The organism is Streptomyces sp. NBC_01803, assembly GCF_035917415.1.
Lineage (GTDB): Bacteria > Actinomycetota > Actinomycetes > Streptomycetales > Streptomycetaceae > Streptomyces.
On sequence record NZ_CP109073.1, the window covers coordinates 28,932 to 50,489 of the forward strand.

The window sequence follows — 21,558 nt, forward strand, 5'->3', positions numbered from 1 at the left end:
GTGGAAGTTCTCGGTTTTCCCCGGGGCTGGGTTCACGTAATTCCCCAGCCCCGGGCCTGAGGGCGTCTACTTGACCGTCGGCTTGGCGGGCTTGTCGGTGGGATTCTTGGGGCGCTTGTTGGGTCGGTAGCTGGGACCGTTCATGATGACCTGGTGGCTGGTGTTGATCAGCCGGTCGAGCAACGACTCGGCGACGACCGGGTTGGGGAAGAGGGGATACCAGTCGCTGGGCGCCCGGTTGCTGGTGATGATCAGGGACCGTCCCTGCCGCTCGGAGACGAGTTCGTAGAGGTCGTCGGCGTGGGCCGCGGAGAGCTGGCGCATGGCGAAGTCGTCGAGGATGAGCACGTCGGGCCGTACCAGTTCACGGATCCGTTTCTCCCAGGTGCGGTCCGCGTGGCCGCCGGCGAGTTCAGCGAGGACGCGGCTTGTCTTGGCGAAGCGGACGTGGGCGCCCTGGCGGACGGCGAGGTGTCCGAGGGCTTGGGCGATGTGGGTCTTGCCGACCCCGACCGGGCCGAACAGGATGACGGACTCGCCGGCGTGCAGCCAGCGCAGGGCTCCCAGGTCGCGGATCTGGGCGGCGGGCAGCTTGGAGGAGGCGGTGAAGTCGAACTCCTCCAGGGTGACCTGCTGCTCGAACTTCGCGCGGTGGAGCCTGCGTTGGAAGGCGACGGTCTCGCGGCGCGTGATCTCGTCCTGGCAGAGGATCTGGAGGAAGTCCAGGTGCCCGAGTTCGCCGCCGTGTGCCTGGGCGAGGCGGGCGTCGAGGGTCTCCAGCATGCCCGACAGCCGCAGCGACTTCAGGGACTCACGCAGGGCGGTGTCCATCACGCTCATCGGGTTCCCACCTCGGTTTCGCCGTGGACCTGGTCGTCGGGGTGCTCGTCCGTGATGCCGGGTGGTGCGGCGGAGGCGAACAGTCCCTGCGGGCCATGGAGGAAGGCCGCGGCGCCCGCGTCCCCGCTGGTTTCGGGCTCGGGATCGCTCTCGGTGCCGGCGACCAGGATGCCCTTGATCGTGCGGTAAGACGGATCGCCGACCGCGATCGCCCTCGCGCAGGCGGCCTCCAGCCGCGTCTCGCCGTACTTCTTCCTCAGCCCGAGAACCCCCTGGGCGGCACGGAGCCGGTAGAGCGCGTTGACCTCCAGCAACTGGTCGACGACCTCGCGGCAGGCATCACCGATCTCGGATGCCTGGGTGCGGCACCAGACCGGCGTCTTCATCTGGAAGGCGATCTTCTCCGGCGGGTAGTCACTCTTGTCTGTGCGTTTTCCCTGCTCAAGGGCGGCATGGGTCTTGACCAGGCCGCCGTCGAGGAAGACCTGCACCATCGTGGCGGTGGAGCGGACGTCGACCCGGCGGCCGATCAGTTTCCAGGGCACCGAGTAGAGGGTGCGGCCGACCTTGACGTGGATGTCCGGGCCGACCGTGGCTGTCGACCAGCGGGCTAGCACGAACGGGGTGGGCGGCAGCGGCAGCAGGGCGGTGGCCTCGACGGCGCCGAACACCGCCATAGGGGCGGCCCCGCCCAGCGGCCGGCACTTCCGCTGCCCGGCGACCTGCTGGCCCCAGATGATGGCCTCGGTCTGCATGTGTTCGACGGAGGTGAACTCCCGCCCGCGCCAGAACGAGTCCCGGACGTAGGGCATCGGCCGCTCGACCCGCGGCTTGTCCTTCGGCCGGCCCGCGCGGGCCGGATCCACCAGTGCCCCGTAATGGGTGGCGAGTTCGGCATACGCCTTGTTGATCTTCGGGTCGTAGAGGTCGGGCTTGTCGACGCCGGTCTTCAGGTTGTCGGGCACCAGGCGGCGCGGGACGCCGTCGAAGTAGCGGAAGGCTGCGACATGCGCTTCGGTCCACGCGTGCTGATCCAGGTGGAGCACCGGGCGGACGAACATGTGCCGCGAGCAGGGCAGCACCATCACGAAGGCCCAGACCCGGTGGCGTCTGCCCGTGCGAGGGTCGCTCCACTGCCCCAGGAAGCCGTAGTCGATCTGGGCCTCCTCACCAGGCTCGACCTCGTCGCGCAGGACGGTGACCCGCGAGGCGTTCATCTCGTCGGGCAGCGTGGCGTGCACCCAGCGGCGGAATGAGGAGATCGACACCTTCAGTTTGTGCTCGTCACGCAGGCGCTGGTGGATCGTGGAGACCGTCACCGTCCCCAGCAACTCCTTGATGTAGTCACGGTGTGCATCGATCTCCGGCCAGGTGACCTGCCGCAGCCTTCTGTCAGCGAGACCGGGAAACCAGCCCTCGATCAGCCCGGCCCAGTCGGCCTCGCTCATCGGCGGCCCACCCGGGATGATCCCGGACGCCTCCGCCGGCGCCAGGTACTTCCTGACGGTCTTGCGATCCACCCCCAGCGACGCGGCCACCGCGCTCTTCGAGCGGCCCGCGTACCAGTGGACGTAGATCTCGGTGATGTCGACCACGACGAACGTTCTCCTTGCCATCCGGGCTGCCCATCGGCCTACCGACCCAAAGGTCGAGGTCCCTCCGCCACCTCCGCGATGACCAGGTCCCTCGTTCCCGAACACCGCCGTACCCATGGACAATTAGGAGAATTCAGCATGGAGAATTACGTGACGCTCAAACCACCCCAAGTGGGGAAAAACTTGAACGCCCACACTCACCCCGCTGCATCGCTATAACCCGTTCACAGGTCTGCTGTCGTCTCCGCCACCGCCGTGACCTGCACCGACCCGAACAGAACACCGCCTCTGCCGCCATCGTCTGCGACAGCGGATCACCACACTCTCGGCAGTACCGCCGAGCCGTCCCGCCAGCCCCCACACGCCAGATCATCCAGCCGAACACATCTCACGGCCAGGGATCAAAAACACCTACTGAGCGTCGGCGACCCACACCGCAGCCGTGGGCTCGGAGTCCAGGACACCTGCGATCACGGCGTTCGCCTCGGCCGTCATCAACGCGCGGCCTCGCTCGTAGTCATAGCGATCCGGATTCGTCTCGGCGGGATGCGCGATCCCCGAGATGCCCTCCATGTCAACAGAGATCAGCACTTTCATAAGGCAGGGAGCCTATGCGCTGTGCGCGCCGGCCGACAGTGCACAACAGGACTCCTGACCTGCTCGGCCAGACCATCCCGCACTGACGCCGTTTCTCGTGAACATCTACAGGCCGCAAGATCACCAACTGCTGTTCAAACCAGCAAACAAACGCTGCTGCTGAAAGTGAACGAAGCCAGTCTCCCTTCCTTCCGACAACGCGTGCCGTCCAGCCGTCCCTGATCAGCAGGTCCCGCAGCGCGAACTCGAAGGCCTTGTCCCCCATGGCATCGAGATCCGCGAGCCGTATCCGCAGCCGGGAGAGCATCTCCGCGCGCACCCGCTGCGCCCGGGCCGCACGCCGCGCCCGCCACACCCCGTACACCGGGGTCGCGGAGGCCGCGGTGACCAGCACCGGCCATCCGCGCACCAGGGAGCGGGCGGCGGGCCTCTGTCAGTTGGACCGCCGCCACCAGGACCGCCGCGGCCACCACACCGGCTGCCAGTCCCCTCACCGCTACCGCGGGGCCTGCGCAGGCGCAGGCGAGGTGTCGCCCTCAGCGGTCCGCTGGCTCGGAGACCGACGTCTCCGACGACGCCGGCTTCTCCTCCTCGGAGCCGCCGAACCCGAAGACCTGCCCCCACAGCCACGCCCCCGCGACCAGGGCGGCGATCGTCCAGCCGCTGAGCCTCCTGCCGCCGCCTACGGTCGGCTTCCGCCGGATGTGCGACCTGACGCGAACGAACCCCTCCGGCACCTGCTTTCCCTGCGGCATATTGTTCCCCTTCCCTTCGGCAGCAGGGCCGCCGGCCGCGGCTCTGCCCTGGGGTATCGGTGTAGCAACCGGCACCGACACATCCCGGCCAGCAGAAGAACAACAGCGGTCCCCGGAACTGGATCGGGCCGCACGCGACGTGACAGTCACGGCTTGTTCGAATAGCCCTCCGGGCGCACTTTGAGTGGCGGGGATGCCTGCGAAGTCACAGCGATCTCCAGCTGCGTCAAGGGTTGCGCTGCAATCGACCGGACTTTTCCCGGTAGGCGATGAGAACGAGACTTCATCAGGTGGCTGGATATCAGCTGTTCGAACATGCGGCGAATGCCGGGAATGTTCGCGGGGAAGCTGCGGATTCTGCCGCCCGGGCCTGACCTGCCAGGGGCACTGGTCGACGAACAGCAGGCCCGGCACGCGCACGGCCCCGTTCCCCGGGCCGGCACCACCGGCGCGGCGCTGCTGCCACGCTCGCCCGCGGCGTCGACCGGTCATCCCCCTGACGCCGCCTCCAGGGCCGCACCGCCGGTACGGGGACCGGCGGCAGTGCCTCTTCCCCCGGGCTGCTACAAACGCGGGCAAGCGGCGGTTGGTTCGGCCCTGGGGCGCCGGCCGGTCAGGACACAACGGCCCGGGCCGGCTGCAGCAGCCGTCGCGGTCGGCCTGAAGAACGGCGTTGTCGGGCATGTGTCACCCGGCATGCCTGGCGCTACGCGCGCGAGGTGCAGAGCATCCCGTGGCTCGAACGCGGGCTGCGGACCACAGCAGTTGGCTCCGCTGTGTTTTTCGGATATTGCCTGCTGCGCGGGGGCTACCTCCTTGGGGTCGCCGCGGGCTCAGAATTCTCCTGGCTCGTGTATGTATCCCAGCTATGCGCTGCCTTCGGGAACATCATCTTTGTTGCCGGCCTCACCATGCCGAGCTGGGGACGCCACGCGAGCCGTGTGCGCGGCTGGCTGTGCGCCTATCGTGACCATCGCCGCCTGTACCCGCTATGGCAAGCTCTCTATCGCTCTTCCCCCGAGATAGCTCTTCATCCGCCCTCCTCCCAATCGAGGTGGAAAGAGCTCTCTCCGCATGACATTCACTATCGTCTGTACCGGCGCACTATGAAATCCAAGACGGCTGCCGAGCTCTCCGGCCCCACTTGGGCCCGGAATTCACAGACATCGCCATGTCACTTGGCCGATCGGCAGGGTATAGCGGGAAAGAACTCGCTGCTACGGCCGAAGCGATCCGGATCAATCATGGATTACGCGCCAAGGAATGCGGGCACAATTATCCACGGGTAGCGGTTGATTGAGAATAATTTCGGTCGAAATCCGACCGAGGAAATGGCCAGGCTCGGCGCCATCAGCCAAGCTCTCGGCTCTCCTACGGTCAAACGATCTGGCTCGCTGGTACATGCTGCACATGAGGGAATAGCCATGAACGATAAGCAGGTTTCCCCCCCTACGAGGCTCCGCGCGTCGGCCGGCGCTGTTTTTTTCAACCATCAGGGGGACATACTCTTGGTAAACCCGACCTACAAGCCATACTGGAACCTACCTGGAGGCCAGGTCGACTGCGGAGAAAGCCCTCGCAATGCCTGCTCCCGCGAAGTCCGCGAAGAACTGGGAATTGAACCGGAAATCGGTCTTCTGCTCACCGTTTCCTGGACCGGCCGCGCCGGCCAGGAAGACAGGATCTACTTCGTCTTCGAGGGAGGGGAGTTGAGCCCCGCAGAGCAGGCTGCGATCACTCTTCAGGAGAGCGAGCTCAGTGAATTCGCTTTTTATCCGCCGCAGGAGATTGACGCTTCAGTTGTTCCCCCGCACCTTGCAGACATCCTCAGGGTTACGCTTCGAGCGCGATCCGAGAAAAAGACTTCCTATATTGAGATCGGGAACTGACAAAGGCGCACCGAGGGTGCATTCTGCGGGCGGAGGGTTTCCACTGATCTGGTTCCCGGCCACGGCCGGCACGATCCGGGCGCAGCGGGAGCCGCGCCATCGCCACGACGAGCAGCTCGCCGATTCGGTACATCCGGCCAGATCGGCGCTCGCTCAAGTCAGTCGGCGTGTCGGCTGCGGAGCCCTCGCCGTCCGGCCGTCTCCCGCCGCCATCCCGGCTGCTGCTCCGTCAGACCGGCCTGCAGACGCGGCGGGCTACCACCCGCTGATGCGGGGCACAGGACGGAGCAGCGGCGGCGTTCAGGTGGACCGGTACTGTCTGGCGCGGCCGGGTGAGCTTCAGTCTTGGGTAGGCAGGGTCATCTGTAACCAGGCCAGTGCACGGTGCTCAGCCGTGCAGAGGATGCGGGCCGCGGCGTTGCCGGCTCCGGGCATGAGTTCGCCGGCGGCAGGGCCGATGGCCGCGCCTTGGCCGGTGGCCTGGGCGAGTTCTGCCCAGGAGAAGTCGTCTGTGGTGAGGGCGTAGGCTCCGCCTTCGACGAGGGCGCCGACGCCGACGCTGATGTACCAGGGACATCGGCCGGAGGGGTCGGTGAGAGTGGCGGGTTCGTTCCCGGCGTAGGCGTAGGCGTAGGTGCTGACGGCGGCGTCGGCGGGGCGGCCGGGTTCTGGGTCGGGCCGGGTCCTTCGACGCGTAACCGCCGCTGGGCCCAGTAGCCCGGCACTGCCGTCACCGCCGCGCTGCTGACCGCCCACTACGTCCGACAGCGGAGTCAAGACGTCCGTGGTCGGCCTGTTCCCAGGAGTGAGCGGGGGCAGCCCGGACGGTAGTGCTGCGAGCTGCCATGCTCCCGGATACGGCACGGCTGTCCGCCGTTGGGACGGCCATGTCAGAGGGGCTCGGCTGCTGGCCGGGACTGCCCGTAGAGCAGGTCGGGGGTGCGTGGTTGGAGGGTGAGGGTCGCGGCGATGTGGTCGACCGCTTGCTGCAGGCCGGGGGTGGCTGTGGCGGCGTTCCAGGAGGCGTGGAGGGCGAGCAGGGGCGCGACGCCGTTCTCGGGGAGCAGGTAGTAGGTGAGGAAGGCGGCGTGTGCCGTCAGCCTGGGGTTGTAGTGGACAATGAGTTCGTAATAGACCCGGCAGGCGGGGCCGGCGGGGAGCTGGACCGTGGTGATGTCCCGGCCGGGCCTGCTGGCGTCCTTGGTGGACTCGCTGACGGAGGCGATGACCGCGTCCATGGTGGGACCGCCATGCGGTGCCCGGTGCCATTCGCTGTAGACGGTGGGCACGTCCAGGCGGCCCTTGGGCCGCTGGTGCGGTACGTGGACGGCGTAGGGGCCGATCCGGCGGGGCTGGGCGGATTCCCAGAGTTCGAGGAGTTCGGGCAGCAGGTCTTTGGCGTAACGCTTCGCGCGGCGGCCGCCGCGGTCGGCGACGCTCTGGGCGGTCTGGCGGGGTCCGTGGGGGTCGTGAACGTCCAGCGGTAGCCATTCGTCGGTGGGGCAGGTGAACACCGGGACGTTCGGCATCGCTTCGGGTCTTCTTCCTCGTGCGGTTGCGGGGCTGGTGGCTCGTACCGTGGCTGCCTGGGGCCGGGGGTGCCTCTATGTTTTTCGTCAAGGGAGGCGTGGGGTTCTGGGTTCGTAGAAGGTGCCGTCGCGGAGCATGGCGAAGAGGACGCTGATGCGGTGGCGGGCGAGGCGGAGGAGGGCTTGGGTGTGGGTCTTCCCCCGGTCCCGGCATTTGTCGTAGTAGGTGCGGGAGGCGGGATCGTGGAGGGCGGCGAACGCGGAGAGGAACATGGCCCGTTTGAGTTGCCGGTTTCCGCTTCTGGGTGCGTGTTCGCCGTGGATCGAGGTCCCGGACGACTTGGTCGTGGGGGCGAGTCCGGCGTAGGAGGCGAGGTGGGCGGCGCTGGGGAAGCTGGTGCCGTCGCCGACGGTGACCAGCAGGACGGCGGCGGTCCTGACCGCGACCCCCGGCATCGAGGTCAGGACCTTGGAAAGAGGGTGCTCCTCCAGCAGGGCTTTGATCTGGGCTTCCAGAGCGCGGCGCTGTTCGTGGACGGCGGCCAGGGAGCGGGCCAGGGACGGGATGACGACGTCGAGAGTGCCGGTCCCGGGAACGACGACGGTCTGTTCGTCGAGCGCGTCGAAGACCTCGTCGATCAGCCGCTGGGCCATGCGCGGGGCCTTGGGCCGGATCACCTCAACGAGCCTGCGCCGACCGGCCTTTCGCAACGCGGACGGGGAACCGTAGCGTTCCAGCAGCCAGGTCACGGCCTGGTGGTCCAGGCGCGGCCCGAGCACGCGTTCCAGCGAGGGGTGGAACTGGGTGAGCAGGCCGCGTATCCGGTTGGAGGTGCGGGTGGCCTCGGCCGCGAGGTCCTGGTCGAAGCCGACCAGCACGGTCAGCTCGGCGGTGATCTCGTCGGTGAGTTCCAGCGAGCGCAGGGTGTGCGGCATGGTGCGGGCGGCGTCCGCGATCACCGCGGCGTCCTTCGCGTCGGTCTTCGCCTCGCCCGGGTACAGGTCGGCGATCCTTCGCATGGCCAGGCCCGGCAGGTAGGCGACCTTGCAGCCCGCGTCGCGGGCGACCGTGAGCGGGAGGGCTCCGATGGAGGCGGGCTGGTCGACGATCACCAGCACGGTTCCGAACTTCGCCGCGAGCTTGTCGAACACGGCCCGCAGCTTCGGCTCGCTGTTGGGCAGCTGCTTGTCGAAGACCTTCTTGCCGGCCGGAGTCAGCCCGTGCCCGTGATGGGTGCTCTTGCCGACGTCCAGGCCGAGGAAGACGCCCACGTCGTCGATGTCGTACAACCCGTCCTCCCGAACAGGGCTCGTGCGGTGCTGGCCAGGGCGATGGCGCCGTACGTGCGCATCCACGTTATGCAGACCTGCCGCCCGCAAGCGGCCGGGCATTGCGCCAGGCCGGGCGGTGGTCGGACCTCTCATCAGCGTCTCCAACGGCACCCCACGGGCCCGGTGACACCACCCCCCAGGTCATGCGTTCGACAGAGGGGAACAGTCATGCCGGGCCCGGAGGCCAGCGGTCCTCTTGCAGGACCGCGAAGAACATAACGGGGGTTGAGTGCCGACCGGCCGAAAGGCCGCGTAGAGGCCGGCCGCGAACGCGGCGGGCGTGACGCCAGGCGTGCGCGCGAGGCGCTCCGCCGCGCCGGACAGCTCGCCAGTCTCCTCGGCCGTCAGTACGGTGGTCATGTTGCCAACGACCCGGCCGAACTGAAGGTGGACGGTGGGCACATCGACCAACTCGGGGTCGAAGACGACCACCTGGGGAGCGCTTTGCTGCCGCGCGGCGATCTCCTCGGCAAGCGCTCCGGCGAACACGGAGCCGGCGCAGTGGCCGAGCACCGCTCGGACGGTCCGCCCGCTCGCCTCGATCTCCCTCAGCCAGGAGTCCAGGTACGTGGCGTCGAGTGCGTCCGTCTCGGGGGTGCGGCGCGGGGCGACCGTCTGCCACAGGGCGCAGTCCAGATTCAGGCCGGGGGCGAGATCAGTGAATCCGCCCTCGTTTCGACCGGTCACCGGGAAATCGGCGGCGAGGACGATACCGCTGTCATCTCTCGCGTCGAGCACGACATTCCACAGGGTGGGGCTGGGCATGGTGAATCTCCCCCCATATCAATACTCCGGATACCAGTCGAGCATTGAGCGCAATCCAAGTCCGGCCAGGACAGAGCAAATCCTACGGTCAGGCGATCGCCCATCCCATAGCGGCCATTCACGGATCGAGTCCTTCGCAATTACGCACCGCCGAAGCGAACGATGAGCCGCAGGATACATTTCCGACCAGAGGAAGGGAATTCGAGAAATTCACAGGATAGGCCGACTTCGTGGTCCTCGCCTGGGCCGCCACCCCACTCCTCAAGCGCCGCACCGAAGCGGCCCGCGACTTCCACGAACGCCTGTTCGCCCTCGTCACCCTCGGCGACGACCGCGCCGTCAAACAGACCTACGTCCTGGGCGAACCCGCGCTCACCCAGCGCTGGCCGGACTGACACAAGAACGGCCGGGCGTTGGTCGGGACTGTAAAACGAGTGGCTCTGTCCCGTAATCGGTGGTAACGGAGCGCGTTCGGGGCAGAGTCGATTACGGGACAGGGCCACCCATTGGACAGACCCTCGCCGCGGTTCGCGCAGTGGACCCACCCCGCCACGCCGGTCAGCGACGATCGGATGCTCACCGACATCTCGCTGTACTGGCTGACCGCGACCGCGGTCTCCTCGGGCCGGTTCCACCACGACACCCCGCGGGGACCCACAGCCGTGCCGGGTGCCACTCGGCGTGGCGGTGTTCGCACACGACATCACGCAGTCGGTGCGACCGCCGGCCGAGCGGCTGTACGACATCCGGCACTGGTCGGGATTCGACCGCGGTGGCCACTTCGCCGCGATGGAGGTGCCGGAGCTGCTCGCCGAGGACGTCCGGGACTTCTTCCTTACCCACATCACGTACGACCACCAGGTCGCCACCCGCTACACGGTCGCCACCGGCGAGCGCAGCGCCCGGGATCGGTGAGTGGCTGAACGCCGGCGCCGAGTCAGCCGTGGCCCGGGGAGACGTGCGAGGGGTGCCCTCGGGCATCCTCAGCTTCCCCACCGGACAAGGGAAAAGCGCACCGCGCGTCGTTGCCCGGAGCTCGGGATCCGGCACGGTGGAGTGGCGCACCAGCGCGGAGAAGTCGGCGTTCGTCCGCAACGAGGTGCGCCACTGGAGCGCGAGTCCGCCCGGTGGTCACTCCTCGAGTTCGTGCCGGATGCGGCGGGACGGGGCGAAGGCGTAGAGGTCGAGGACCTCGGGTGCCTCGGCCAGGCCGGGGCCGCCGTCGTTCACCCACGCGGTGATGTCGGCCACGGCATCCGGATCGTTGACCTGCCCGAGCCAGACCGGGCGGCCTCCGGCCTCGCGGCCCTCGGCGGAGGGCTGGATGACGATGACGTTGGCGCGCTCACAGACGCCCAGGCAGTCGGTACTGCGCACCGTCGCCACACCGGCCAGTGCGGTGCGCAGGTCGACGAGTTGGGCGGCGTGGTCCAGGCGGGGGACCATTCTGGTGGTACCGCAGCAGCAGCCGCGGCAGACGGCGACGGTGGGGCTGGCCGGCTTGCGGGTGGAGGCGGCCTTCTGGCTCCGGCGGCTCACTTGACGGCCCCGGAACGCTGGACCAGGACAGAAGACATGACCACACAACCCTTCGCGGCTGGAAGACGGCAGCGCACCCACCATACAGGAACATCTGAACAGATCTTCATGTGTAAGCGATAGGATGGGGCCATGGGTCACGGAGCCGACGACCAGTACACCGCCACCCCCCGCGAACGCCTGGACGCGGTGGGGGCCGCCGACGTCGCCGCGACGCTTCAGGCCCTGGCCACACCTTCCCGGCTGCGGATCCTCGCCCGTCTCCAGGAAGGCCCCTGCGCGGTGGGAGAACTCGCCGAGGCCGTCGGCATGGAGCCCTCCGCCTGCTCCCACCAGCTCCGCCTGCTGCGCAACCTCGGCCTGGTGGCCGGTGAACGACGGGGCCGCTCGATCGTGTACACCCTCTACGACCACCACGTCGCCGAACTCCTCGATCAGGCCCTCTTCCACGTCGAGCACCTGCGGCTCGGCCTGCACGACGCCCCCGCGCACGAGGCCGCGCGAACCCCGGCCCAGCAGTGAGGGCAGTCGCGCGAGACCCAAAGTGCACAACCCCGCCGCCGAACTCCCCATCGAAACAGAGCTGTCCGCCCTATGGAACGCGCCCCGCTCCCGATGGACCGGCCCGGCCACGCCGTCCTCGGCATCGCCGGCGCCCCCGGCGCCGGCAAGAGCACCCTCACCGCCGCGCGCGGCGCCGCCTGCCCGGGCCCTCTCGTCATCGGCCCGAGGTCTCGCCTTCCGTCCCGCATCACCAAACACCCCACGGCGAACCGTATCCGCCTGCTCAGAGCGCGGGCGTAGCGGTCATGTCCCTCCTCGGACACCAGATTTTCGGCCTCTGACCTGCGAAAACGCCCCTCTGAGGGCCATTTTCCGGAGTCGGGCTCCCTGCCCGTCATCAGGGCTTTCCGTCTTCTCCCGCCCGCTGTTGGTCATGCGTTGGTCGCGTGACCGACCGGCCTCGGGGTCACGTTCCCCGGCTCACGCCGAACCGGCCGCCCCGGCCATGGACCAGCAACACCGTCAGCGGGTGCGGGGCGCGCCCGTTTCGGCCTCGCTCCGTGGTGAAGTCCAAGGGCGTCCACGGTGACGCCGATGGCGATGCGGTCGGTCATCCCTCCTTCCTCTCCTTCTGGCCGTCCGTGCTGCGGCGCGGCCCGCGCGCCGTAACCGCCAGGTGCGCGGCTGTCACCGGCCGTCCGGCCATCTCGTCTCCGGCAAAACCAATATCGCCCGATATGCCCCCATACGTTCATGGGTCGTATTTTTGGTTGGTCCCGGAGCCGGCCGGGCCCGTTCGTGAGGCGGGCGGGGCGCGACCGGCTCGGGGAGGACGCGGGACGGTCCTCGCGCGCGGCCCGCGGGCTGCGCAGTCTGGCCGGCCAGATGTTCACCCTGATGGCGGGGATCGTGGCACTGCTCGTGGCCGCGGCGGGCGTGGCGCTGATCGTTCAGGCGCGGCACGACGCCGGGCAGGAGGCGCGCCGGCGCTCGCTCGCCGTCGCGGAGACCTTCGCGCACGCCCCCGGGGTGAGGGACGCGCTGGCGTCCGCCGATCCGAGCGCGGTGCTGCAGCCCCTGACCGAGGCGGCCCGGCACCGTGCGGATGTCGACTTCATCGTGGTCATGAGCCCGGAGGGCATCCGCTTCACCCACCGGGACCCGGACAAGATCGGGCAGCGCTTCTCCGGCACCATCGGCCCGGCCGCGGAGGGGCGGGCGTTCACCGAGACGCACACCGGGCCCACGGCCCGGTCGATCCGCGCGGTGGTCCCCGTCACCGGCCCCGACGGCACGGTGGTCGGCCTGGTCGCCTCGGGAGTCGAGGTCGAGGACGTGACGGGCGCGGTCCGGCGTCAGCTGCCGGTCCTGCTCGGCGGCGCCGCCGCCGGGCTCGCCCTGGGCACCGGCTGCGTGGCCCTCGTCGGCAGGCGGCTGCGGCGGCAGACGCACGGACTTGAGCCGGCCGAGCTCACCCGGCTGTACGAGCATCACGAGGCGGTGCTGCACTCGGTCCGCGAGGGCCTGCTGATCGTCGCCCCGGACGGGCACCTGCTGCTGACGAACGACGAGGCGCGCCGCCTGCTCGGCCTGCCGCCCGACGCCGAGGGCCGTCCCGTCGGGGACCTGGGGCCGGGCACGCCGATCGCGGAACTGCTGGCCTCGGGCCGCCTGGCCGTGGACGAGGTGCACCCCTCGGGGGAATTCCTCCTCGCCGTCAACCAGCGGCCCACCCGCCGCGACGGCCGCACCCTGGGCACGGTCGTCACCCTCCGGGACACCACCGAGTTGCGCGCGCTGGCCGACGAGGTCGGGCTGGCGCGCGAACGCCTGCGACTGCTCTACGACGCGGGCGTCGGGGTGGGCACCACGCTGGACGTGACGCGCACGGCCGAGGAGCTGGCGCGGGTCACCGTCCCGCGCCTGGCCGACTTCGTCGCCGTGGACCTGTGCGACCCGGTCCTGCGGGGAAGGAGCCGGCCGAGGGCGGGACCGACCTGCGCCGGGTGGCCAGGGCGGTGACGGCACGGCCGTCTCCCTCTACGCGGAGGGGGAGCTGGTGCACTTCCACCCCGCCACCCCGCAGGCCAGGGCCCTCATCGGCGGACGGTCCGTCCTCGCCCCGGAGCTGGCCCGGACGACCGGGTGGCGGGCCCAGGAGCCCGCCCGCACCGAGAAGATCCTCGCCGAGGGGCATCCACTCCCTGATCGTCGTGCCCGTGCTGGCCCGCGGCACCGTCCTGGGCGTGGCCAGCTTCTACCGCTCGCACCGCCCCGAGCCCTTCGACGAGGAGGACCTGTCCATCAGCGAGGAGATCGTGGGCCGCGCCGCGGTCGCCATCGACAACGCCCGCCGCTACACCCGCGACCACACCATGGCCGTCTCCCTGCAACGCAGCCTGCTCCCGCGCGGACTGCCGCAGCAGAACGCCGTCGAGGCCACCCACCGGTACCTGCCCTCGCGCGCGGGGGTGGGCGGGGACTGGTTCGACGTCATCCCGCTCTCCGGAGCCCGGGTCGCCCTGGTCGTCGGCGATGTCGTCGGCCACGGGCTGCGCGCCGTCGTCACCATGAGCCGGCTGCGCACCGCGGTCCACAACTTCTCCGCCCTCGACCTGGCTCCCGACGAACTCCTCACCCACCTCGACGACCTGGTCGGGCGCCTGGACCGCGAGGGGGACCGGGCCGACGGGACGGAGGCGGAGATCGCCGGAGCCACCTGCCTCTACGCCGTCTATGACCCCGTCGCCCGCAGCTGCACCGTGGCCCTCGCGGGCCACCCCGCCCCCGCCCTCCTGCGCCCCGACGGCACGGTCGCCTTCCTCCCGGTCGAGCCGGCGCCGCCGCTGGGCATCGGCGGCCACCCCTTCCCGGTCCTCGAACTCGACGTCCCCGAAGGCAGCCGCCTCGTCCTGTACTCCAACGGCCTCATCGACAACCGCGAACACGACCTGGAGGCCGGCACGCGGCGCCTGCGCGACGCTCTCGCGCACACCGGCCCCACCCCCGAGGACGCCTGCGAGAGCGTCCTCGGCGCGGTCCGCGACGCCGGTTCCCGGGACGACATCGCCCTCCTCGTCGCCCGCACCCGGGGACTGGACGAACGGGACGTCGCCACCTGGGACATCCCGCCCGACCCCGCGGCCGTCGCCCCCGTGCGCGAGGCCATCACCGAGCGCGTCGCGGGGTGGGGACTGGGCGAGGCCGCGTTCGCCGCCGAGCTGGTCCTCAGCGAACTGATCACCAACGCCATCCGCTACAGCCGGCCCCCCATCCGGGCCCGCGTCCTGCGCCAGCGCACCCTCATCTGCGAGGTGTCCGACGCGAGCAGCACCTCTCCCCACCTGCGCCACGCGGCCGTCACGGACGAAGGCGGGCGCGGCCTGTTCCTCGTCGCCCAGCTCACGGAGCGCTGGGGCACCCGCTACACCACCCGGGGCAAGACCATCTGGGCCGAGTGCGCCCTCTAGCGCGATCGGACGGCCCGGCCCGGGCGTTCTCACACGGGGCTCGCGGCCAGCTCCCGCAGCGCGGCCACGTCCGCGGAGGTGACCTCGACGCCGTGTGCGGACTGGCGCCGGTGGGTGGCGAGTTCGCTCTCGCCCGGGAGACGGACCGGCTGGGCGGGGTCTGCGGGCGGGGTCGCGTGCAGGATGCCGGCGAAGTCCGCCATCCGCGCGGCCAGCACGTGGGCGTTCATCAGGCGTGAGGTGTCGACCAGGATGAAGACGTGGCCGAGGTCCTGGGCGCGCTCGGGGGCGACGTTCCACGAGCTCACGTGGGTCAGGTAGGCCGCCTCGGAGAGCAGGCCCGTGAACAGGTCGATCATCAGCGAGAGCCCGTATCCCTTGTGCCCGCCGATCGGCTGCAGGAAGCCGGCGAGGGCCGCGTCCGGATCGGTGGTCGGGTGGCCCTCGGCGTCGGTCGCCCAGGTGTCGGGTATCGCGTCCCCGGCGGCGGCGGCCCGGCGGATCTTGGCGCGCGCGACGACGCTCAGGGCGATGTCGAGCATGACCGGGTCCCCGCCCGGGGAGGGGACGCCGATCCCGAGCGGGTTGTTGCCGAGCCGGGCCTCCCGGCCGCCCCACGGCGTGATGGTGGTGGTGGCGTTGCTGGCGATGATGGCGGCGAAGCCCTGCTCGGCCGCCTGGAACAGGTAGGGCATGACCGGCCCGAAGTGGTTGCTGTGCCGGGCGAACGCGGCGCCGATCCCGGCCCGGCGGGCGCCTTCGGCCGCCGCCTCCAGGGCGCGGGCACCGACCAGCGGGCCGATGCCGTTGGCCCCGTCGACCCGGGCCAGGGCCGGGGCGACCTGCTCGACGTGCACCCGGGCGGCGGGGTCGAGGCCGCCGAGCCGGCCCCGCTCCAGGTACTGCGGGATGCGGACGATGCCGTGGGTGTGGATGCCGAACAGGTCCGCCTGGACGAGCACCCGGCCGATCGCCTCGGCGTCGGCGAGCGGCGCCCCCGCGTTGAGCAGGGCCCTCACCGCGAGCGCGTGCAACTCGTCGGCGGGCAGCACGGTGGTCTGGGACGGGGTGTGAGGCACTGCGGCTCCTCGGGGTGCTCGGATCGGCGATCAATATAATCAACATTAGACTTGACGCAAGAGGAAACCTAGAAGCAGAAATCACCCCTGTCAACGCGACGAGAGCGCCGACTCCACCCCCAATCCAGCACAAATGAGCCGCACAAACGCTTGACAGCGGCCGGACCCGTTCGTAGGGTCCCCAGCATTCATCAACCTTCAATGATGATTGTATTGATGACGGAAGGGCGGGTCATGCAGGTATCCATAGACAATCTGAGCCTGAGATACGGGGACACCACCGTCTTCAGCGGGCTGAGCCTGGACATCGCCGACGGCGAGTCGCTGGTCCTGCTGGGGCCCTCGGGCTGCGGCAAGACCAGCACAATGCGCTGCGTCGCCGGGCTGGAGGAGCCCAGCGCCGGGTCGATCACGATCGGGGACCGCACGGTCTTCAGCGCCGCCGGCGGGATCAACGTCTCCCCGCACCGGCGCAACGTCGGGATGGTCTTCCAGTCCTACGCGGTGTGGCCGCACAAGACGGTGTTCGAGAACGTCGCGTTCTCGCTGCGCCGGCAGCGGGTCGGGGCCGGCCCGCTGCGGGAGCGCGTGGGCCGGGTGCTCGACCTGGTGGGGCTGCCCGAGATGGCCGACCGCGGCGCCAGCCTGCTCTCCGGCGGCCAGATGCAGCGCGTCGCGCTCGCCCGCAGCCTCGTGATGCAGCCCAGCGTGCTCCTACTCGACGAGCCGCTGTCCAACCTGGACGCGCGCCTGCGCGAGCGGCTGCGGCTGGAGCTGCGCGAGCTGCAGCTCCAGCTCGGGCTCACCACCGTGTACGTGACGCACGACCAGGTCGAGGCCTTCGCCCTGGCCGACCGGATCGCGCTCATGCAGGACGGGAAGATCCGGCAGCTCGGCAGCCCCGAGGAGATCTACGCCCGCCCCGCCACGACCTCGCTGGCCCGCTTCCTCGGCGTCGGCAACATCCTCGCCTGCACCGTCGAGGGGCGCGCCGCACGCGTCGCCGACTCCGGTCTGACCGTCGAGCTGGCCTCCTCCCCCGGAACGCCCTCCGGCGCGACCAGCGTGTGCGTGCGGCCGGAGGACCTGACCGTCGTGCCCCGGGCGGACGGGGCCCACGGGCCGAACTCCTGGTCCGGGCACATCGTCGTCTCCAGCTTCCAGGGCGCCTCGATCCGCTACCGGGTCGCCCTCGACGCCGGCCCGACCGTCGACGCCGTGGCCACCCGCCGCGCCGGGCCGGCCCTGCGCGCCGGAGATCCCGTGACCGTCATCTGTCCCGCCGAGGCCGCGCAGATCCTGCTCGACGACGCCCCCGCCCACGGCGGGACCGTGGCCGCCGCGGCCGGGCTCGGGGCGGGGGTGGCGGCGTGACCGCCACCCACTCGCCCGCCCGGGACGCCGCCCCCGCGCCGCCCGCCCGCCGGCGGTCCATCCGGCGCGGGCTGCCCACGGTGGTGCTCCTCGCCCTGCTGGTCCTCCTCGTCGTCCTCCCCGCGGGCTTCGTCCTCCGCTCCGCCCTCACCACCGAGTCCGGGGGTGGCGGCGCGTGGACGCTGGACAACTTCGACGTGCTGTTCACCTCGACCATGAGCGGCGCCATGCTCAACTCGGCCCTCGTCGGGCTGGGTTCGACCGCCCTGGCCCTGCTGTTCGGGTGCGGGCTGGCGTTCCTGGCAGCGCGGACCGACGTTCCCGGCCGGAGGCTGATCTACTTCTTCGGCATCCTGCCCCTGTTCCTGCCGGCCTTCGTCGGCGCGCTCGCCTGGGCGGTCCTGGGCAGCCCGGCGTCGGGGCTGATCAACCTCGTCCTCTCCGAGGCGGGGCTGCCGCGGATGGTCGACATCTACAGCTACGGCGGGGTCGTGTTCGTCCTCGGCCTGTACTACGCGCCGTACGCCTTCATGCTGGTCCACGCGGCGCTGTCGCTGATGAACCCCGACCTGGAGGACGCGGCCAACCTGCACGGCGCGGGCACCGGCGCGATGCTGCGCACGGTCTCCTTCCCGCTGGTCACGCCCGCGGTGCTGGGGTCGGCCGTGCTGATCTTCGCGCTGACGGTCGAGAACTTCCCCGTGGCGCAGGTCATCGGCGTACCCGGGCAGATCGACACCCTGCCGACGCTGATCTACCGGCTGATGAACGCCTCGCCCGCGCGGTCCGGCGAGGCGGCGGCCGTGGCCGTGTTCCTCACCGTGCTGCTGATGCTCGCCGTCGCGGGCCAGCACCGCATGGTCGCGCGCACGCGGTTCACCACGCTCACCGGCAAGGGAGTCCGGGCCCGCCGCATCCCGCTGGGCCGCTGGCGGCTCCCGGCGCTGGCCGCGGCCGTTCTCTACTTCTTCCTGTCCATGGTCCTGCCCGTCGCGGCCCTCACGGTCGCGGCCTTGCAGACCTCGCCCTACCTGGGGGACCTGAGCCAGCTCGGCGAACCGGGCGCCCTGTCGGTGCTGCCGGCCCTCGACGTCATCGGCAGCGAGGACTTCCACGCGGTGCTGCGCAACAGCGTCATCGTCGGCGTCGGGGCGGCGGTGGCCGGTACCGCGCTGTGCTTCGCGCTCTCCTACACCCGGCACCGCACCGCCTCCCCGGGCCGCGGCCTGCTGGAGTACGTGGCGATGCTGCCGCTGGCGGTGCCGGCGATCGTTCTGGGCCTGGGCCTGCTGTGGACCTGGCTGGCCATCCCGCTGCCGGTGTTCGGAACGCTGCTGGTCCTGATCATCGCCTGCGTCGCGGTCTTCCTGCCCCAGGGGTTCCGGGGAGTGTCCTCCTCGATCCTGCAGCTGGACCGGGACCTGGAGGACAGCGCCGTCATGCTCGGCGCCGCGCGCGCACGGGCCATCGCCACGGTCACCGTGCCACTGCTGCGGGTCGGGCTGTCCTCGACCTTCCTCCTCCTGCTCATGCTGGCCATGCGCGAGCTGACGGCCGTTCTCTTCCTGTACACGACGGACACCCGCGTGCTCTCCATCGCCATCTTCGACGTCTACGACAACGGCTCGCTCCACGACGCCGCCCTGCTCAGCCTGCTGTACTGCGCCGTGATCGGCGTGCTCGCCGCCGTCACCCGCCGGCTCGGCGCCAAGGAGGCCGCATGAACCGCCGCGCTCTGACCACCCTTCCCCTGGCGGCGGTCCTGACGGCCCTGGCCCTGCTCCTCGGCGCGTGCGCCGAGCCGCCGCCCCCGCCGCAGCTGACCCGGCCGGCCGACCGGATCGAGCGGGACGCGGGCCTGGTCATCGACGGGGAGACGATCGCCGACGCGGAGACCTACGAGGCCGCCCGCTCCGAGGGGTCGTTCACCCTCTACAGCGCCTACTCGGCCAACAGCGAGGAGGCGGTGATCGAGCAGTTCACCGAGGACACCGGCATCGGCGTCGACCTCGTGAGGCTCACCGCCAACCGCATGTTCGAGCGGATCTCCGCCGAGCACGGCGCGGGCCGCCTCCAGGCGGACGTCGTGCGCATCTCCGATCCCGGGTTCGTCGGGGACCTGAACGAGCAGGGCGTCTTCCAGCCCTACCGGCCCCCGACGGCCACCCACCTGCTGCCCGACGTGGAGTTCGACGACGGCCGCTACTACCGGACGTTCAACCCCGTCTACACCTTCGGCTACAACACCGCTTTGGTGGACGAGGACGAGGCGCCCCGCTCCTGGCGGGACCTCACCACCGACCGCTGGCGAGGCAGGCTCGGGATCGCCCAGGTCGGAGCGGGAGGAAGCGCGCTCGCGCTCACCCGGTTCCAGCGCGACGAGCTGGGCGACGAGTTCCTGCGGGCGTACGCGGGCAACGACGTGCGCATCTTCGACTCGATCGGGGCCGAGCTGGACGGGCTCGCCCGGGGCGAGGTCAGCGTCGGCACGGTGGCGGTCAGCGGCACCAACGTCGCGCGGGCGAGCAACGCGCCGATCCGCTTCGTCGTTCCGGAGGAGGGGTTCGCGATCTACGACTTCTACACGGGCATGGCCGAGTCGGCGCGCAACGAGGCCGCGGCCTCCGTGTTCCTCAACTGGTCGCTGTCCCGGCGCGGTCAGGAGGTGATGACCGACCTGGGCGAGTACGCGGTGCGCTCGGACCTGCCGCCGCCCACCGTCATGGGCGTGACCCTGCCGGAGCTGGACTCGCCGCTGGTCTTCCGCGCGCGCCCCGCGGAGGCCAGGGAGGCCGCCTCGGACGACCAGGCGGTGTGGAACGACCTGTTCGGCTACAACGAGTAGGGCGGCCGAGGCCCCGCACGGGGCGTTTACCCTTGTCGGATCAACATTGAGTGATACAGGGAGGATGAGGCCCGATGTCCCTCGCCGCGGAGCGTCGTGACGACGTGATGTCGGTGTCGGAGGCGGCCGGCGTGCTCGGGGTCAAGCCGGCGACCGTCTACGCCTACATCAGCCGGGGGCTGCTGGCCAGCACGCGCCTGCCCGAGGACCGGCGCAGCTGGCTCTCCCGGGCCGAGGTCGAGGTGTTCGCCCGCCGTCGCAGGGCGCGTCCGGTCGCCGGGTCCTCGAACGCCGGGGAGCCGGCCGGTCCGCCCCGGCCGGCCGCGCCCGCCACCGGCACCGAGGCGGGCAGCGAGGTCGGCGGGATCGTCGGCCACCGGCTGCTCTACCGCGGCCGGGACGCCACCAGCCTGGTGGCGTCCGGCTCCTACGGCGGCGTGGCCGAGCTGCTGTGGACGGGGGAAGCGGGCCCCAGCCGGCTCCGGTTGCCCGAGCGGCCGGTGCTGGACCTCCTGAGCCGGCTGCGGGAGACGATGCCGGCCGCCGGCCTTCCCCTGGACCGGCTCAAGGCGGCGGCCGTGCTGCTCGGTTCGGCCGACCCCTTCCGCTACGACCTCTCGCGCCCGGCGGTCGTCTCCATCGCCCGCACCCTCGCCCCGGCGTTCGTGGAGGCGCTGCCCACCCGGGCGGCGGGGGCGCCGGACGGGCAGCACGGGGGTGACGGCCTGGCCGCGCGGCTGTGGTCGAAGCTGTCCGACGCCGAACCGTCCCCCGCGCAGCTCGCGTTGCTCTCCGGCGCGCTGATCCTGCTCGCCGAGCACGGCCGGGGCCCCTCCACCAAGGCGGCCAGGATGGCGGCCGGCAGCGCGGCCGACCCCTACTCGGTCGTCCTGGCCGGGGCCACCGTGGCCAGCGGCCTGCTGCTGGGCGGGGGCTCCTCGCTCGCGGTCCAGGCGCTGCTGGAGGAGATCGACTCGGTCGCCGCGGTGCCCCGGGTCCTGGCGGACCGGCTGGTGCGCGGCGACCGCGTGTCCGGGTTCGGCCAGCCCCGCTACCCCGGCCCGGACCCGCGCGCCGCGATGATGATGACGCTGCTCGCCGGAAGCGGCGGGGACGAGGACCGGCAGCGCATCGTCCACGAGGTGGTCGAGCTCGTGCGCAGCCGGCGCGACCTGGCCCCGAACGCCGAATTCGCCCTCGGCGCCATGTGCTTCGTGCACCGGATGCCCCGCGGCGCGGGCGAGGCCGTCTTCGTCATCGCCCGCTCTGCCGGCTGGATCGCCCACGCGCTCGACGAGTACGAGGCGGCCCCCGGCGCGGGCTCCCCCCTCACCCGCGGCTGAGCCGGCCCGCGCCGGGGCGCTCCCCGGCCCGGACCCCGCCCAGACCCCGCCCGACCCCGCACCGGCCCCCACCCCGGGGTCCGGCACCACCCTCGACACACC

General features: G+C 70.8%; 19 protein-coding genes and 3 pseudogenes. 12 read left to right on the top strand and 10 right to left on the bottom strand.

Features of this window, described 5'->3' with window-relative positions:
* Nucleotides 1-66: 66 nt before the first annotated feature.
* The 4 genes and pseudogenes from istB to OIE51_RS00150 all read right to left on the bottom strand — a co-directional run bounded on the left by istB (nucleotide 67) and on the right by OIE51_RS00150 (nucleotide 3,787).
* The gene (gene istB, locus OIE51_RS00135) at nucleotides 67-840 is read right to left on the bottom strand and encodes an IS21-like element helper ATPase IstB (protein ID WP_326594538.1); all 774 of its coding nucleotides are present in this window, start codon (nucleotides 838-840) and stop codon (nucleotides 67-69) included.
* The gene (gene istA, locus OIE51_RS00140; RefSeq protein ID WP_326594539.1) at nucleotides 837-2,435 is read right to left on the bottom strand and encodes an IS21 family transposase; all 1,599 of its coding nucleotides are present in this window, start codon (nucleotides 2,433-2,435) and stop codon (nucleotides 837-839) included. Before istA ends, istB begins: the two co-directional genes overlap by 4 nt.
* A 417-nt stretch (nucleotides 2,436-2,852) precedes the next feature.
* Nucleotides 2,853-3,032: pseudogene (locus OIE51_RS00145) on the bottom strand (M55 family metallopeptidase); the annotation flags it as partial.
* Between the two features lie 536 nt (nucleotides 3,033-3,568).
* On the bottom strand, nucleotides 3,569-3,787 hold the full coding sequence (locus tag OIE51_RS00150; RefSeq protein WP_326594540.1) for a hypothetical protein: 219 nt from the start codon (nucleotides 3,785-3,787) through the stop codon (nucleotides 3,569-3,571).
* A 560-nt stretch (nucleotides 3,788-4,347) separates the two neighbouring features.
* On the opposite strand from OIE51_RS00150, the pseudogene OIE51_RS26755 reads away from it, so the two are divergent.
* From OIE51_RS26755 to OIE51_RS00155, 3 genes and pseudogenes are all read left to right on the top strand, one after another.
* A pseudogene (locus OIE51_RS26755) lies at nucleotides 4,348-4,881 on the top strand (MAB_1171c family putative transporter); the annotation flags it as partial.
* A 17-nt stretch (nucleotides 4,882-4,898) separates the two neighbouring features.
* On the top strand, nucleotides 4,899-5,087 hold the full coding sequence (locus OIE51_RS26760) for a DUF6545 domain-containing protein (protein ID WP_442812027.1): 189 nt from the start codon (nucleotides 4,899-4,901) through the stop codon (nucleotides 5,085-5,087).
* 124 nt (nucleotides 5,088-5,211) lie between these two features.
* Nucleotides 5,212-5,676 carry an NUDIX hydrolase gene (locus tag OIE51_RS00155; RefSeq protein ID WP_326594542.1) on the top strand — a complete coding sequence of 155 codons (465 nt, stop codon included), beginning with the start codon at nucleotides 5,212-5,214 and terminating at the stop codon, nucleotides 5,674-5,676.
* A 339-nt stretch (nucleotides 5,677-6,015) separates the two neighbouring features.
* On the opposite strand, the gene OIE51_RS00160 is transcribed toward OIE51_RS00155, so the two are convergent.
* The 4 genes from OIE51_RS00160 to OIE51_RS00175 all read right to left on the bottom strand — a co-directional run bounded on the left by OIE51_RS00160 (nucleotide 6,016) and on the right by OIE51_RS00175 (nucleotide 9,302).
* Nucleotides 6,016-6,453 carry a hypothetical protein gene (locus tag OIE51_RS00160; RefSeq protein WP_326594543.1) on the bottom strand — a complete coding sequence of 146 codons (438 nt, stop codon included), beginning with the start codon at nucleotides 6,451-6,453 and terminating at the stop codon, nucleotides 6,016-6,018.
* 113 nt (nucleotides 6,454-6,566) lie between these two features.
* Entirely contained in the window at nucleotides 6,567-7,205 is a 639-nt protein-coding gene (locus tag OIE51_RS00165) for a hypothetical protein (RefSeq protein ID WP_326594544.1), read from the bottom strand.
* 87 nt (nucleotides 7,206-7,292) lie between these two features.
* Entirely contained in the window at nucleotides 7,293-8,495 is a 1,203-nt protein-coding gene (locus OIE51_RS00170) for an IS110 family transposase (RefSeq protein ID WP_326594512.1), read from the bottom strand.
* 183 nt (nucleotides 8,496-8,678) lie between these two features.
* A complete protein-coding gene (locus OIE51_RS00175) occupies nucleotides 8,679-9,302 on the bottom strand; it encodes a hypothetical protein (protein WP_326594545.1) in 624 nt (207 codons plus the stop codon).
* A 230-nt stretch (nucleotides 9,303-9,532) separates the two neighbouring features.
* On the opposite strand from OIE51_RS00175, the gene OIE51_RS00180 reads away from it, so the two are divergent.
* Both OIE51_RS00180 and OIE51_RS00185 read left to right on the top strand, forming a co-directional pair.
* On the top strand, nucleotides 9,533-9,697 hold the full coding sequence (locus tag OIE51_RS00180; RefSeq protein WP_326594547.1) for a hypothetical protein: 165 nt from the start codon (nucleotides 9,533-9,535) through the stop codon (nucleotides 9,695-9,697).
* A gap of 286 nt (nucleotides 9,698-9,983) precedes the next feature.
* Complete coding sequence (locus OIE51_RS00185; RefSeq protein ID WP_326594548.1) at nucleotides 9,984-10,217, top strand: hypothetical protein; 234 nt, start codon at nucleotides 9,984-9,986, stop codon at nucleotides 10,215-10,217.
* Nucleotides 10,218-10,433: 216 nt separating this feature from the next.
* Here the strand turns inward: OIE51_RS00185 and OIE51_RS00190 are convergent, their stop codons facing one another.
* Nucleotides 10,434-10,841 (bottom strand): (2Fe-2S) ferredoxin domain-containing protein, encoded by a 408-nt coding sequence (locus tag OIE51_RS00190; RefSeq protein WP_326594550.1) that lies wholly within the window; start codon nucleotides 10,839-10,841, stop codon nucleotides 10,434-10,436.
* Between the two features lie 132 nt (nucleotides 10,842-10,973).
* Between OIE51_RS00190 and OIE51_RS00195 the strand changes: the two genes are divergently transcribed.
* The 3 genes and pseudogenes from OIE51_RS00195 (at nucleotide 10,974) to OIE51_RS00205 (ending at nucleotide 14,815) form a co-directional block, all read left to right on the top strand.
* A complete protein-coding gene (locus OIE51_RS00195) occupies nucleotides 10,974-11,363 on the top strand; it encodes an ArsR/SmtB family transcription factor (protein ID WP_326594552.1) in 390 nt (129 codons plus the stop codon).
* Nucleotides 11,364-11,435: 72 nt separating this feature from the next.
* Nucleotides 11,436-11,645, top strand: a complete 210-nt coding sequence (locus tag OIE51_RS00200) for a hypothetical protein (protein WP_326594554.1) — start codon at nucleotides 11,436-11,438, stop codon at nucleotides 11,643-11,645.
* Between the two features lie 585 nt (nucleotides 11,646-12,230).
* Nucleotides 12,231-14,815 (top strand): annotated as a pseudogene (locus tag OIE51_RS00205) (SpoIIE family protein phosphatase).
* Nucleotides 14,816-14,844: 29 nt separating this feature from the next.
* Here OIE51_RS00205 and OIE51_RS00210 read toward each other — a convergent pair.
* On the bottom strand, nucleotides 14,845-15,894 hold the full coding sequence (locus OIE51_RS00210) for an Ldh family oxidoreductase (protein WP_326594556.1): 1,050 nt from the start codon (nucleotides 15,892-15,894) through the stop codon (nucleotides 14,845-14,847).
* 234 nt (nucleotides 15,895-16,128) lie between these two features.
* Here OIE51_RS00210 and OIE51_RS00215 point away from each other — a divergent pair, with 234 nt between their 5' ends.
* The 4 genes from OIE51_RS00215 (at nucleotide 16,129) to OIE51_RS00230 (ending at nucleotide 21,456) form a co-directional block, all read left to right on the top strand.
* Nucleotides 16,129-17,268, top strand: a complete 1,140-nt coding sequence (locus tag OIE51_RS00215) for an ABC transporter ATP-binding protein (RefSeq protein ID WP_326594557.1) — start codon at nucleotides 16,129-16,131, stop codon at nucleotides 17,266-17,268.
* Nucleotides 17,265-18,992, top strand: a complete 1,728-nt coding sequence (locus OIE51_RS00220; RefSeq protein ID WP_326594559.1) for an ABC transporter permease — start codon at nucleotides 17,265-17,267, stop codon at nucleotides 18,990-18,992. The genes OIE51_RS00215 and OIE51_RS00220 overlap by 4 nt, the downstream gene beginning before the upstream one ends.
* Complete coding sequence (locus tag OIE51_RS00225) at nucleotides 18,989-20,113, top strand: ABC transporter substrate-binding protein (protein WP_326594560.1); 1,125 nt, start codon at nucleotides 18,989-18,991, stop codon at nucleotides 20,111-20,113. Before OIE51_RS00220 ends, OIE51_RS00225 begins: the two co-directional genes overlap by 4 nt.
* A gap of 74 nt (nucleotides 20,114-20,187) precedes the next feature.
* A complete protein-coding gene (locus OIE51_RS00230; protein WP_326594562.1) occupies nucleotides 20,188-21,456 on the top strand; it encodes a citrate/2-methylcitrate synthase in 1,269 nt (422 codons plus the stop codon).
* Nucleotides 21,457-21,558 lie beyond the last annotated feature (102 nt).

Excerpts from the sequence above, each read along its gene's own strand:
- OIE51_RS00150 (WP_326594540.1), bottom strand. The coding sequence starts at position 3,787 with ATGCCGCAGGGAAAGCAGGTGCCGGAGGGGTTCGTTCGCGTCAGGTCG.
- OIE51_RS00165 (WP_326594544.1), bottom strand. The coding sequence starts at position 7,205 with ATGCCGAACGTCCCGGTGTTCACCTGCCCCACCGACGAATGGCTACCG.
- OIE51_RS00175 (WP_326594545.1), bottom strand. The coding sequence starts at position 9,302 with ATGCCCAGCCCCACCCTGTGGAATGTCGTGCTCGACGCGAGAGATGAC.
- OIE51_RS00230 (WP_326594562.1), top strand. The coding sequence starts at position 20,188 with ATGTCCCTCGCCGCGGAGCGTCGTGACGACGTGATGTCGGTGTCGGAG.
- OIE51_RS00225 (WP_326594560.1), top strand. The coding sequence starts at position 18,989 with ATGAACCGCCGCGCTCTGACCACCCTTCCCCTGGCGGCGGTCCTGACG.
- OIE51_RS00155 (WP_326594542.1), top strand. The coding sequence starts at position 5,212 with ATGAACGATAAGCAGGTTTCCCCCCCTACGAGGCTCCGCGCGTCGGCC.
- OIE51_RS00215 (WP_326594557.1), top strand. The coding sequence starts at position 16,129 with ATGCAGGTATCCATAGACAATCTGAGCCTGAGATACGGGGACACCACC.
- OIE51_RS00195 (WP_326594552.1), top strand. The coding sequence starts at position 10,974 with ATGGGTCACGGAGCCGACGACCAGTACACCGCCACCCCCCGCGAACGC.
- istB (WP_326594538.1), bottom strand. The coding sequence starts at position 840 with ATGAGCGTGATGGACACCGCCCTGCGTGAGTCCCTGAAGTCGCTGCGG.
- OIE51_RS00200 (WP_326594554.1), top strand. The coding sequence starts at position 11,436 with ATGGAACGCGCCCCGCTCCCGATGGACCGGCCCGGCCACGCCGTCCTC.